This is a genomic window from Micromonospora carbonacea, assembly GCF_014205165.1.
Classification (GTDB): Bacteria; Actinomycetota; Actinomycetes; order Mycobacteriales; family Micromonosporaceae; genus Micromonospora; species Micromonospora carbonacea.
The window spans coordinates 3,486,457-3,498,627 of the sequence record NZ_JACHMZ010000001.1; the positions used below are offsets into that span (position 1 = coordinate 3,486,457).

Below are 12,171 nucleotides of genomic sequence, written 5' to 3' on the forward strand. Positions count from 1 at the left end.
GGTGGTCACAGCCCCTCGGCGAGGGGGCCGAGCGCGAGGGCGGGCAGGAAGGTCAGCGCCACCAGGAGCACCGTGACGCCGACGACCATCCCGACGAACAGCGGCCGGTGGGTCGGCAGGGTGCCCTCGGTGGCGGGGGTGGGCGTCTGGCGGGCCAGGGCGCCGGCCAGGGCGAGCACGAAGATGATCGGCAGGAACCGGCCCAGCAGCATGCACAGGCCCAGGGCGGTGTTCCACCACGGGGTGCCGACCGTGATGCCGGCGAACGCGGAGCCGTTGTTGTTGCTCGCCGAGGTGAACGCGTACAGCACCTCGGACAGGCCATGCGGGCCGGTGTTCAGGGCCGTCGAGTCGTTGCCGGTGGCGAAGGCAGCCGCCGTGCCGGTCAGCACCAGCGCCGGGGTGACCAGGAAGTACAGCGACGCGAGCTTGATCTCCCGCGCGCCGATCCGCTTGCCCACGTACTCCGGGGTCCGGCCCACCATCAGGCCGGCGACGAAGACGGTGATCACCGCGAGGACCAGCATGCCGTAGAGGCCGGAGCCCACCCCGCCGGGCGCCACCTCGCCGAGCATCATGTTGACCAGCGGCATCATCCCGCCCAGGGCCGTGTACGAGTCGTGGAACGAATTCACCGCGCCGGTGGAGGTGAGCGTCGTCGCCGCGGCGAAGGTCGCCGAGCCCGACACCCCGAAGCGCACCTCCTTGCCCTCCAGCGCCGCCCCGACCGCCTGCGGCACCGTGCCGTGGCCCGCCAGCTCGAAGACGTTGGTCAGGGCGACGCTCGCCACCGCCAGGACCGCCATGACCGCGGCGATGGCGTACCCCTGCCGGTGCTGGCCGACCATCCGGCCGAACACCCGGGGCAGGCTGAACGGGATCACCAGGAGGAGGAAGATCTCCAGCCAGTTCGTCCAGGCCGTCGGGTTCTCGAACGGATGGGCGCTGTTGGCGTTGTAGAAGCCGCCGCCGTTGGTGCCCAGCTCCTTGATCACTTCCTGGCTGGCCACGGGCCCGCCGGTGATCGTCTGGGTCCCGCCGGTGAGCGTGGTGACGTCGCTGCCGGCGGAGAGGTTCTGCACCACGCCGCCGAGCATCAGCACGAGCGCCCCGAGCACCGCCACGGGCAGCAGGACCCGCAGCACGATCCGGGTCAGGTCGACCCAGAAGTTGCCCAGCTCACCCGTGCGGCCCCGGGCGAACCCGCGGACCAGGGCGACCGCGACGGCGATGCCGACGGCGGCGGAGACGAAGTTCTGCACCGCCAGCCCGGCCATCTGCACCAGGTGGCCCATGGTCGACTCGCCCGAATACCACTGCCAGTTCGTGTTGGTCACGAACGACACGGCGGTGTTCCACGCCCCGTGCGGCACCACCGGGGCGAAGCCCAGGGACAGCCACAGGTGGTCCTGCACGCGCTGGAACGCGTACAGGAACAGGATCGAGACGGCGGAGAAGGCCAGCACCGCGCGGGCGTACACGCCCCAGGTCTGCCCGGCGGCCGGGTCGACCCCGACCAGGCGGTAGACGACCCGCTCGACGCGGGCGTGCCGGGTGCCCGCCACCACGCGGTACAGGTGGTCGCCGAACGGCCGGTAGGCGACGGCCAGGGCCGCCACGAGCGAGAGCGCGGACAGCACGCCGGCTGTCGTCGTGGTCATCAGAACCGCTCCGGAAACAGCAGGGCGATCACCAGGAACACGCCCAGGCCGATCGCCAGCACCAGGCCGACGGCGTTGACGGCGTTCACAGCTTCTCCACGCCCCTCACCAGGAGGGCGAGCGCCGCGAACAGCGCCACCGTCACCAGCACGTACCCCAGGTCGGACACGGTCGTTTCCTCCTACCGGACGCGGTCGCCGCGACCGGGCCGGCCGCGCCGGGCCATCACATCCCGCCGCGCGGCGCGCGGACAGGGGCCATAACGCGACCGTGACGGCGACGGGCCGTTTCTTGACGCCGTTTTCACGCGGACCGATCGCGGCCGTGAGCGCGGTCACCCCGCCGGGCCGGAGCCGTCGCGCCGGGGCGGCCCGGCGGGCAGGTGGCCAGGGTGACCGCCCGGTCGCGCAGCGCCACCGGGGGTACGCCGGCCGCAGGAAGAGGCGCTCCGGAGGCACTTCCCGGTAACCCGGCTATTGACCGGTTTTCATCGGCCGGCAATACTCCCCCGTGTTAGCGCTCACATCCAGGTCCGTCCGGCCGGCCGGGGCGCGGCGCGTCGGGCCCCGGCCCCGGCGCGCCCGGGGCGGTGCCGATGTCCAGGAGGCACACATGTTCCGACCGCACCCACTGCTCGGCCTCGCGGCGGCCGCGCTGGTGGCCACCACCGTCGCCACCGCCGCGCCCGGCCTGGCCAGGACGCCGGCCCCGCAGCCCGAATACACCATCACCGTCGACCCGGCCGCCGCCGGCACCCCGATCAGCCACTCCCTGTACGGGGTGTTCTTCGAGGACATCAACTTCGCCGCCGACGGCGGGCTCTACGCCGAGCTGGTCCGCAACCGCTCCTTCGAGTTCGGCCCGGCCGACAACCCGTCCTACAGCCCGCTGACCGGCTGGACACCCACCGCCGACGCCGGCGGCGTCGGCGTCGCGTCCACGGCGGACGACGCCGCCCGGCTGCACGAGCGCAACCGCACCTACCTGCGCCTCGACCTCGACAACCCCGGCGGCGGCCGGTACGGCGTGACGAACGCCGGCTTCACCACCGGGATCGCGCTGCGCGCCGGCGGCGCGTACGACTTCTCGGTCTGGGCCCGCACCGACGCCGCCGCCGGGACCCCCCTGACCGTCACCCTGCACGACGCCGCCGGCCAGCCGCTCGCCGTGCCCCTGACCCGCGCCGTGCGCGGCGACCGCTGGACGAAGTACACCGGAACGCTGAAGGCGACCCGCAGCACCGACGCGGGCCGACTGTCCGTGCGCGCGGGCGGCACCGGCGTCCTGCGGCTGGACATGGTCTCGCTGTTCCCCCGCGACACCTTCCGCAAGCGCCCCAACGGCCTGCGCCGCGACCTCGCCGAGAAGATCGCGGCGCTGAAGCCCGGCTTCGTCCGCTTCCCCGGCGGCTGCCTGGTCAACACCGGCAGCATGTACGGCTACGACGCCGCCTCGAACTGGCCCCGGGCCCGCTCCTACCAGTGGAAGGACACCGTCGGCCCGGTCGAGACCCGTGCCACCAACGCCAACTTCTGGGGCTACAACCAGTCCTACGGCCTGGGCTACTACGAGTACTTCCAGTTCGCCGAGGACATCGGCGCGATGCCGCTGCCCGTCGTGCCCGCCCTGGTCACCGGCTGCGGCCAGAACCAGGCCACCGCCGACGAGGCCCTGCTGCAACGCCACATCGCCGACACCCTCGACCTGATCGAGTTCGCCAACGGGCCGGCCAGCTCCACCTGGGGCCGCCTGCGCGCCTCGATGGGGCACCCCCGGCCGTTCGGCCTGACCCACCTCGCCGTCGGCAACGAGGAGAACCTGCCCGACGCCTACTTCGCCAACTTCCAGAGGTTCCGCGCCGCGATCGAGGCGGCGCACCCGGGGATCACCGTCATCGGCAACTCCGGCCCCGACGACGCCGGCGCGACCTTCGACCGGCTCTGGCAGCTCAACCGCGACGCCGGCGTCGACATGGTCGACGAGCACTACTACAACAGCCCGGCGTGGTTCCTGCAGAACACCACCCGCTACGACTCCTACGACCGCGCCGGCCCGAAGGTCTTCCTCGGCGAGTACGCCTCACAGGGCAACAAGCTGGCCAACTCGCTGGCCGAGGCGGCGTACCTGACCGGCCTGGAGCGCAACGCCGACGTGGTGCGGATGGCCTCGTACGCGCCGCTGCTGGCCAACGTGGACAACGTCCAGTGGCGCCCGGACCTGATCTGGTTCGACAACGACGAGTCGTGGGGCTCCACCAGCTACCAGGTGCAGAAGCTGTTCATGAACAACGTCGGCGACCGGACCGTGCCGAGCCGGGTCACCGGCCCGTCCACCGCGCCGACGCCGATCACCGGCGGGATCGGCCTGTCGACCTGGGCCACCTCGGCGACGTACGACGACGTGCGGGTGACCACCCCCGACGGCACGGTGCTGTTCGCCGACGACTTCTCCGCCGGGGCCGACGCCTGGACGCCGCTGGCGAACCGGGGCTCCTGGTCGGTGGTCGACGGCGCGTACACCCAGTCGGACACCGGCGCGCAGGACACGCTGGTCAGGGCCGCCGACGTCACGGCCAGCGACTACGACCTGACGCTCAAGGCCCGCAAGAACGCCGGCGCGGAGGGCTTCCTCGTCGCGTTCGGGGTGCAGGACTCCGGCAACTTCTACTGGTGGAACCTCGGCGGCTGGAACAACACCCAGGGCGCGGTGGAGAAGGCCACCAACGGGGCCAAGGAGACCCTGCTCGCCAAGCCGAACCGGATCACCACCGGCGCCACCTACGACGTCAAGGTGCAGGTGCGCGGCACCAGGGTCACCCTGTTCCTCGACGGCCAGGAGTGGGCCAGCTTCACCGACGACCGGGTGACCCGCACGTTCACCCAGGTCGTCACCCGCGACGACGCCACCGGCGAGCTGATCGTCAAGGTGGTCAACGCCCAGGACCGGCCCGCCGTGACCCGGGTGGACCTGGGCGGGCTGCGGGTGCGCGACCGGGCCCGGATGACCGTGATCACCGGCGACCCGGGCGAGCAGAACACCCGCTCGGCCGAGCCGATCCAGCCGGCCACCCGGACCGTCGGCGGCATCGCCGGCACCTTCACCCGCACCTTCGCGCCCAACTCCGTCACCTTCCTGCGCATCCGGACCAAGTGAGGTAGCCACGATGACGTACCCGATGAGCCGACGTGTCCTGCTGCGCGGCGGGCTGGGGGTGGCGGCGACCGGCATGGTCGCCGGGCTGTCCTCCGCGGCCACCGCCGGCCCCCGGCCCGGCGTGGCCCGCACCGACGCCGAGGTCTACGGCGTCACCACCGTCGACCCACTGATCACCCAGCGCGCCGACCCGTTCATCACCCGGCCGGTCGCCGGGACGTACTACTTCACCGGCTCCGTGCCGGAGTACGACCGGATCGTCGTGCGGGGCGCGTCCACCATCGCCGGTCTGGCCACCGCGGCCGAGTCCGTGATCTGGCGGCGGCCCGCCAGCGGGAAGATGGCCGGGCACATCTGGGCGCCGGAGCTGCACCGCATCGACGGGCGGTGGTACGTCTACTTCGCCGCCGGGGACTCCGACAACGTGTTCCGCATCCGGATGTACGTGCTGGAGTCGGGGCTGGCCGACCCGCGCGACCCCGCCGGGTGGACGCTGCGCGGCCAGATCGCCACGGAGTGGGACGACTTCTCCCTCGACGCGACCACCTTCGCGCACGCCGGGCGGCGCTACCTGGTGTGGGCGCAGGCCGAGCCAGAGATCGCGGTCAACACCAGCCTGTACATCGCCGAGATGAACACGCCGTGGTCCATCCGCACCAAGCCGGTGCGCATCGCCACCCCGACGCGGGCGTGGGAGACGCAGGGCTTCGCGGTCAACGAGGGCCCGGCGGTGCTGGTGCGCAACGGGCGGGTGTTCCTGACCTTCTCCGCCAGCGCCACGGACGCCCGCTACTGCATGGGCCTGCTGACCGCCGACGCGGGCGCGAACCTGCTGGACAACCGGTCGTGGGTGAAGACCCCCGACCCGGTCTTCGCCACCTGGGAGCAGACCCGGCGGTACGGCCCGGGGCACAACTCGTTCACCGTCGCCGAGGACGGGGTGACCGACGTGCTCGTCTACCACGCCCGCGACTACCGCGACATCACCGGCGACCCGCTCTACGACCCCAACCGGCACACGCGCGTGCAGCGGCTGTACTGGCACGGCGACGGCTCGCCGCTGTTCGGGGTGCCCGTGGGCGAGGGCGGCCCGATCGTGCGCCTGTCCCCCGCCGACGCCCGCGGCGCGTTCGTGCGGCACTGGGAGTACGTGCTGCGGGTCGACTCCGGCGTGCGCGAGCTGGCCGACACCCAGTTCCGGTTCGTGCCGGGGCTGGCCGGCGCGGGCACCGAGTCGCTGCGGTCGGTCAACTTCCCCGACCGGCACGTCCGGGTCGTCGACGGGACCGTCCAGATCGTCCCGGTGGTGGCCGGCAGCCCCGAGGCGACCTCGGCGAGCTTCCGCCGGGTGCCCCGCGACGGTGGCGGGATCTCCCTCCAGCTCGCCGGCGACGCCACCGCGTACCTGCGGCACGACCGGGGCCGGCTGATCGTCGGGCCGGCGGCCGGGAACCGGACGACCTTCCTGCTGAGCTGACCCGCGCGTGGCGGTGGCCCGGCCGGGCCACCGCCACGACGCGCCACTGGTCGACGTACCCGAATGGGTGGGGCCGGCCGGTGTGAGCGCGCACATCGCGGCTTCCCGGCCGCCGCGCCCACCGGTCAGGTCGCGATGTCCGGGTACGGCAGGTCGAAGTGGGCCAGCCGGGCGGCGTACGCCTTCTGGTACTCCAGCGGCTCGGTGTTGTCCCGCTCGAACATGGCGATGAACAGCGTCAGGGTGAGGAACGGGTGGGCGCCCAGCCGGAACAGCGCGACGTGGTCGTGGGCGATCAGGGCGGCCCGCTCGGCCGGGGTGAACCGCAGCCAGGTGCTGGCCTCGCCGGTGTGGCAGTTGAGCACGGCGTTGGCCCGCTCGGCCTCCCACCACCGCACCAGGGCCTCCGGGTCGGCCCGGTAGCGCTCCACCAGCTCCGGGTCCCGGTCGACGGTGTAGAGGAACTTGTCCACCAGGTACCTGCTCATGCCGGCGCTCCGTTCGGGTACCAGGTGAAGTAGGCCTCCATCGTGTGGAACAGGTCGAGGGTGTCGACGTGGTCGGCCTTCGCGCCCGCGCCCGCGACGCCCATCATGAGCATGAAGTCCATGAAGCCGTGGGTGGCGTTGCCGGGGGCGTGCAGGCTGTCGAGGGTCACCTCCGACAGGCAGCCGTCGAGGTCGCCGTTGGCGATCCACTCCACGGCCCGGCGGTCGAACTCGGGGTCGGGGCCGTGCGGGCCGAACTGGCGGGGCCCGCCGAGCTCCAGCGACAGGTGGCCGGTGCCGATGATCGCCACCCGCAGGTGCGACGGCCACGACTCGACGATCTCGCGGATGGCCTGGCCGAGCTGGACGAAGCGCTTCGGCTGCGGCAGCGGCGGGGCGAAGATGTTGGTGTAGATCGGCACGATCGGCAGGTCGGCCTCGGGGCGCAGCGTGACGATCGGGCAGGTGATGCTGTGGTCGATGCGCAGCTCGTTGCTGAACGCCAGGTCGAAGCCGGCGTCCAGGCCGGCGCGCAGGATGTGCCCGGACAGGTCCTCCTGGCCGGTGAGCAGCATCCGCGGCAGCCCGAACTCGCGTTCCTCGTTGTACCAGTTCGCGTCGTAGAACGGGGCCTTGCCGACGAGGAACTGCGGCATGTTGTCGAGCCAGAGCTGGTGGAAGTGGTCGGAGCCGACCATCACCAGCACGTCCGGCCTCGCCCTGGTCAGGGTCTCCCGGAAGGCGAGGATCTTGCTGACCCACTCGTCGGCGAAGGGGGGACGGTCCGCGCCGGTGGCGGTGCTGGCCCGGTAGTAGAACGGGTGGTGGGTGGAGGCGATCACCGCGACGACGGTGGCCATGGCGGCTCCTTGACGGTCAGCTCTCGGGTGGTTGGTAGACGGCGTTGCGGTCGACGGCGAGGTAGACGTCCATGCCGATCGGGTCGCGGCGCTCCTCGGCCAGGTGGCCGAGCAGCCCGGCGGCGCGGGCGAGCAGGGCGAAGCCGCGCAGCAGCTCGACGGGCAGGCCCAGGTCGGCCAGCGCCGCGCCGCACACGCCGGCCCCGTTGAGCGGCAGGGTGCGCCCCAGCACCTGCGGGTGGACCCGGCCGATGGCCTCGAACAGGCGCAGGTGCGGCCCGCGCAGGCCCTCCTCCTCGGCGATGCGGATCAGCACCGGCGTGCGCGGGTCCCGCTCCTTGTGCACCGGGTGGCCCAGCCCGGGGACGAGGCGCCTGTCGGCGCGGGCGCGGCGCACCGCGTCGAGGGCGATGGCGTCCCAGTCGCCGGGCCCGGCGGCGGTCGCCGCGGCGTCGTCGGCGGCGGAGAGGGTGTCGGCGAGGAAACGCCCGCAGTCCTCGGTGACGCCGAGGAAGCGGGAGCCGCCGCCGAGCAGGCCGGCGGCGAGCGCGCCCTGGAGGGACTCCGGCGCGCTGAGGTACGTCAGCCGGGCGGCGATCGCGGTCGGGGTGAAGCCGTGGTCGGCGAGCGCCACCAGCACGGCCTCGAACACGCGCACCTCGCCCGGGGTGGGACGGCGGCCGGCGACCAGCCAGTAGGCCAGCTCGCCGAACCCGACCGAGCCCATCAGGTCGGCGGCGAGGTCGTGGCCGAGCAGCCGGATCGTGGTCGGGTCGGAGGTGCCGAGGGAGGTGGGGAAGCTCAGCTGGTCAGCCATGCGCGGATCTCCTCGCCGTGCTCGTCGAGACCCGGCGGCGGCAGCTCGTACCGGGCCGGGGTGTCGGAGAAGGTGATCGGGTTGCGGACGCCGGGCACGTCGCCGACGGTGACCACGGGGTCGAGGCCGAGCTCCTCGGCCAGGGCGACCCCGCCGTCGATGGTGTTGATGGGGGCGCAGGGCACCCCGGCGGCGAGCAGGTCGCGGAACCACTCGTCCTTGGTGCGCCGGGCCAGCCGCTCGACGAGGATCGGGCGCAGGGCCTCGCGGTGGGCGGTGCGGTCCTGGTTGCGGCCGAAGCGGGGGTCGTCGGGCAGGTCGGGCAGGTCGAGCACCTGGCACAGCTTGCGGAACTGCCCGTCGTTGCCGGCGATGACGATGAGCTCGCCGTCGGCGGTGGGCAGCGGCTCGTAGGGGAACAGGCTCGGGTGGGCGTTGCCCATCCGGAACGGCACGGTGCCGCCCGCGACGTACCCGCTGCTGTGGTTGACCAGGCCGGACAGGGCCGAGGAGAGCAGGTTGACCTCGACGTGCTGGCCGGTGCCGGTGCGGGCGCGGTGGTGCAGGGCGGCGAGGATGCCGATGCTGGCGTGCAGGCCGGCCATCACGTCGAACACGGAGATCCCGGCCCGGTAGGGCGGGCCGTCGGGATCACCGGTGAGGCTCATCAGGCCGGAGATCGCCTGGACCATCAGGTCGTAGCCGGGGTAGTTCGCGCCCGCGCCGGTGCCGAAGCCGCTGATGGAGGCGTAGACGACGCGGGAGTTGCCGGCGGCGACGGTGTCGTAGTCCAGGGCGAAGCGGGTCAGGCCGCCGGGCCGGAAGTTCTCGATCATGACGTCGGCGCGGGCGGCGAGCCGCCGGGCGACGTCGAGGTCGGCGGGGTCCTTCAGGTCCAGGGCGATCGAGCGCTTGTTGCGGTTGATGCCGAGGTAGTAGGTGGAGACCTCGTCGCGCACCGGCGGCATCCAGGTGCGGGTGTCGTCGCCGGCCGGGCCCTCCACCTTGATCACCTGCGCGCCGAGGTCGGCCAGCAGCATCGTCGCGTAGGGCCCGGCGAGGATGCGCGAGAAGTCCGCGACGAGGAGCCCGTCCAGTGGCCCCGAGCGTTGCTCCCCCATGACCCGATCACCCCTCCTCGACCGCTAGGCGGACAAGCGTCCGCCGCTTCGCCAGTCTTGCCGCCCGCCGTGCCGCTGTCAACGGCCGCACGCTGGCAATACGCTGGACACCTCGCCTGACCGAAATGCCCGGCAAGGGGCTAGTATGGCCGGTACCGAAACACGTTCTTGACATGCCTCGTGGCCCGGAACACACTTGCGCCAATCGGCTCGCCGACCGCTGAGCGGACATCCGTCCGCAGGATGGGCGGGCCCCGACCCGGGAAGGGGTGGTGGCCGCGATGAGCGCAGGCGACCCGATGGCGCACGGCCGGCCGGTGGTGTTCCGCAACGGGCTGGTGCTGACCATGGACGACCGGCACACGGTGCTGCCGGACGCCGACGTCCTCGTCGTCGGCAGCCGCATCGCGGCCGTGGGCGTCGGCCTCGAAGCACCCGCCGACGCGGTAGAGATCGACGCCACCGGCGGGATCCTCATGCCCGGGATGATCGACACGCACCGGCACATGTGGCAGACGGCCATGCGCGGCTACGGCGCCGACTGGACCCTCACCCAGTACTTCGTCTGGTACTACCTGGACCACGGCCGGCTGTTCCGCCCCGAGGACGTGCACGCCGGCAACGTGCTCGCCGCCCTGGAGGCGATCGACGCCGGGGTCACCACCACCGTCGACTGGTCGCACGGCCTGCGCACCGTCGAGCACGCCGACGCGGCGGCCGACGCCCTCGAATCCGTGCCCGGCCGGTTCGTCCTCGCCTACGGCAACATCCAGCAGGGCCCCTGGGAGTGGGCCACCAGCACCGAGTTCCGCGACTTCCACCGCCGCCGCATCGACGGGGGCCGCCTCGGCTTCCAGCTCGCCTTCGACGTCACCGGCGACCCGTCGTTCCCCGAGAAGGCCGCCTTCGAGGTCGCCCGGGAGCTGGACGTGCCGGTGACCACCCACGCCGGGGTGTGGGGCGCCACCAACGACGACGGCATCCGGCTCATGCACGAGCACGGCTTCATGACGCCGTCCACGGTCTACGTGCACGCGGCGACGCTGAACCCCGACTCGTACCACCGCATCGCCGCCACCGGCGGCTCCGTGTCGGTCTCCACCGAGAGCGAGCAGAGCGCCGGCCAGGGCTACCCGCCCACCTGGGCGCTGCGCCGGCACGGCATCGGCGTGTCGCTGTCGATGGACACCAGCGTCTGGTGGAGCGGGGACCTCTTCTCGGCCATGCGCGCCACCCTCGGCGCGGACCGCGCCCGGGAGCACCTCGACGCGCACGCCCGCCAGGAGACCGTCACCCACGCCCACCTGCGCGCCGAGCACGTCGTCGACTGGGCCACCCGGGGCGGCAGCCGCGCGCTCGGCATGGACTCGCAGGTGGGCAGCCTCCAGGTTGGCCGCAGGGCCGACGTGGTGCTGCTCAAGAACGACGCCTCGCCGGTGATGTTCCCGCTGCTCAACCCGTACGGGCACGTGGCCTTCCAGGCGCAGCGCGGCGACGTGCACACCGTGCTGGTCGACGGCCGGGTGGTCAAGCACGAGCACCGGCTGGTCGGGGTGGACCTGGCCGCCGCGCGGCGCGGGGTCGAGGCGACGGTGTCGTACCTGATGGACGCCATGGGCGAGGAGGCGTGGCGCACGGGCATGAACCCCGACATCCCGGCCACCGCGGTGCTCGACAACCCGTACACGTACACCGAGTGGGACGCCGGCTCGGCCCAGTGGAAGCATTAGCCTGCCGCCCGGGTGACCGCCCGGGCGGCCGGTCGAGCACGGACGGAGGGAGCCCGATGGCACGCGAGGCGGGACCGGACTTCATCGAGGCCCTGGCCCGCGGGCTCGACGTGCTGCGCTGCTTCCGGCCGGGCCAGGCGGTGATGACGCTCAGCGAGGTCGCGGGCGTCACCGGCCTGGCCCGGCCCACCGTCCGCCGCATCCTGCTCACCCTGGAGGAGCTCGGCTACGTCCGGGTCGCCGACCGGGGCTATGCGCTCACCCCCCGGGTGTTGGAGCTCGGCATGTCCTACATCAACTCGCTGACCATGTGGGACGTCGCCCGGCCGCACATGCAGCGGCTCGTCGGGCAGACCGGCGAGTCCACCTCGATGGCCCAGCTCGACGGGGGCGACATCGTCTACGTCGCGCGGGTCGCCGTACCGAAGATCGTCACCCTGGCGGTGACCATCGGCACCCGCTTCCCCGCCCCCGCCACGTCGATGGGCAAGGTCCTGCTCGCCGCGCTCGACCCCGCCGACCTGGACCGGGCCCTGGCGGAGCCGGGCCGCTCCGGGGTCGTCTCGCGGTGGCAGCCGGACCGGGCCGAGCTGGACCGGGCGCTGCGCGACGTGCGGGCCAAGGGCTGGGCGCTCGCCGACCAGGACCTCGCCCCCGGCATCCGCTCGGTGGCCACCGGCGTCCGCAACGGCGACGGCCGCATCGTCGCCGCGCTGAACGTGACCGTGCACGCGGCGGACACCAGCGTGGAGACCCTGGTCGACGAGCACCTGCCGCGCCTGCTGCGCACCGCCGCCGACATCAGCCGCGACTGGGCGCTGCGCGACAGCGTCCCGCTCGCCGCTCCCGCCGCCGGCTGACCGG

10 protein-coding genes are annotated in these 12,171 nt (G+C 72.9%); 4 read left to right on the forward strand and 6 right to left on the reverse strand.

Going from position 1 to position 12,171, the window contains the following annotated elements; genetic code table 11:
- Positions 1 to 5: 5 nt before the first annotated feature.
- Together kdpA and kdpF are read right to left on the reverse strand one after the other, a co-directional pair.
- Positions 6 to 1,661 (reverse strand): potassium-transporting ATPase subunit KdpA, encoded by a 1,656-nt coding sequence (gene kdpA / locus HDA31_RS15005; protein ID WP_178064744.1) that lies wholly within the window; start codon positions 1,659 to 1,661, stop codon positions 6 to 8.
- Positions 1,661 to 1,750 carry a K(+)-transporting ATPase subunit F gene (kdpF, locus tag HDA31_RS32255; RefSeq protein WP_178064743.1) on the reverse strand — a complete coding sequence of 30 codons (90 nt, stop codon included), beginning with the start codon at positions 1,748 to 1,750 and terminating at the stop codon, positions 1,661 to 1,663. The genes kdpA and kdpF overlap by 1 nt, the downstream gene beginning before the upstream one ends.
- 523 nt (positions 1,751 to 2,273) lie before the next feature.
- Between kdpF and HDA31_RS15015 the strand changes: the two genes are divergently transcribed.
- Positions 2,274 to 4,814 carry an alpha-L-arabinofuranosidase family protein gene (locus tag HDA31_RS15015; protein WP_178064742.1) on the forward strand — a complete coding sequence of 847 codons (2,541 nt, stop codon included), beginning with the start codon at positions 2,274 to 2,276 and terminating at the stop codon, positions 4,812 to 4,814.
- 22 nt (positions 4,815 to 4,836) lie between these two features.
- Positions 4,837 to 6,291 (forward strand): family 43 glycosylhydrolase, encoded by a 1,455-nt coding sequence (locus tag HDA31_RS15020; RefSeq protein ID WP_246384622.1) that lies wholly within the window; start codon positions 4,837 to 4,839, stop codon positions 6,289 to 6,291.
- Between the two features lie 125 nt (positions 6,292 to 6,416).
- Here HDA31_RS15020 and HDA31_RS15025 read toward each other — a convergent pair whose 3' ends face one another.
- Genes HDA31_RS15025 through HDA31_RS15040 form a run of 4 tightly spaced genes read right to left on the reverse strand, consistent with a single transcriptional unit; the run spans position 6,417 to position 9,577 of the window.
- On the reverse strand, positions 6,417 to 6,779 hold the full coding sequence (locus HDA31_RS15025; RefSeq protein ID WP_178064740.1) for a hypothetical protein: 363 nt from the start codon (positions 6,777 to 6,779) through the stop codon (positions 6,417 to 6,419).
- Positions 6,776 to 7,639, reverse strand: a complete 864-nt coding sequence (locus tag HDA31_RS15030; RefSeq protein ID WP_074476092.1) for a DODA-type extradiol aromatic ring-opening family dioxygenase — start codon at positions 7,637 to 7,639, stop codon at positions 6,776 to 6,778. The genes HDA31_RS15025 and HDA31_RS15030 overlap by 4 nt, the downstream gene beginning before the upstream one ends.
- 16 nt (positions 7,640 to 7,655) lie before the next feature.
- The gene (locus HDA31_RS15035) at positions 7,656 to 8,456 is read right to left on the reverse strand and encodes a citryl-CoA lyase (RefSeq protein ID WP_178064739.1); all 801 of its coding nucleotides are present in this window, start codon (positions 8,454 to 8,456) and stop codon (positions 7,656 to 7,658) included.
- Positions 8,441 to 9,577 (reverse strand): CaiB/BaiF CoA transferase family protein, encoded by a 1,137-nt coding sequence (locus tag HDA31_RS15040; protein ID WP_178064738.1) that lies wholly within the window; start codon positions 9,575 to 9,577, stop codon positions 8,441 to 8,443. The genes HDA31_RS15035 and HDA31_RS15040 overlap by 16 nt, the downstream gene beginning before the upstream one ends.
- A gap of 281 nt (positions 9,578 to 9,858) precedes the next feature.
- Here HDA31_RS15040 and HDA31_RS15045 point away from each other — a divergent pair, with 281 nt between their 5' ends.
- Both HDA31_RS15045 and HDA31_RS15050 read left to right on the forward strand, forming a co-directional pair.
- On the forward strand, positions 9,859 to 11,307 hold the full coding sequence (locus tag HDA31_RS15045; RefSeq protein ID WP_246384621.1) for an amidohydrolase family protein: 1,449 nt from the start codon (positions 9,859 to 9,861) through the stop codon (positions 11,305 to 11,307).
- A 56-nt stretch (positions 11,308 to 11,363) separates the two neighbouring features.
- Entirely contained in the window at positions 11,364 to 12,167 is an 804-nt protein-coding gene (locus HDA31_RS15050) for an IclR family transcriptional regulator domain-containing protein (RefSeq protein WP_074476096.1), read from the forward strand.
- The last annotated feature ends 4 nt before the right edge of the window (positions 12,168 to 12,171 follow it).

What these genes read in the sequence shown, in the direction of transcription:
- kdpA (WP_178064744.1), bottom strand. Translation starts at nt 1,661, where the DNA reads ATGACCACGACGACAGCCGGCGTGCTGTCCGCGCTCTCGCTCGTGGCG.
- HDA31_RS15015 (WP_178064742.1), top strand. Translation starts at nt 2,274, where the DNA reads ATGTTCCGACCGCACCCACTGCTCGGCCTCGCGGCGGCCGCGCTGGTG.
- HDA31_RS15020 (WP_246384622.1), top strand. Translation starts at nt 4,837, where the DNA reads ATGAGCCGACGTGTCCTGCTGCGCGGCGGGCTGGGGGTGGCGGCGACC.
- HDA31_RS15025 (WP_178064740.1), bottom strand. Translation starts at nt 6,779, where the DNA reads ATGAGCAGGTACCTGGTGGACAAGTTCCTCTACACCGTCGACCGGGAC.
- HDA31_RS15030 (WP_074476092.1), bottom strand. Translation starts at nt 7,639, where the DNA reads ATGGCCACCGTCGTCGCGGTGATCGCCTCCACCCACCACCCGTTCTAC.
- HDA31_RS15035 (WP_178064739.1), bottom strand. Translation starts at nt 8,456, where the DNA reads ATGGCTGACCAGCTGAGCTTCCCCACCTCCCTCGGCACCTCCGACCCG.
- HDA31_RS15040 (WP_178064738.1), bottom strand. Translation starts at nt 9,577, where the DNA reads ATGGGGGAGCAACGCTCGGGGCCACTGGACGGGCTCCTCGTCGCGGAC.
- HDA31_RS15045 (WP_246384621.1), top strand. Translation starts at nt 9,859, where the DNA reads ATGAGCGCAGGCGACCCGATGGCGCACGGCCGGCCGGTGGTGTTCCGC.
- HDA31_RS15050 (WP_074476096.1), top strand. Translation starts at nt 11,364, where the DNA reads ATGGCACGCGAGGCGGGACCGGACTTCATCGAGGCCCTGGCCCGCGGG.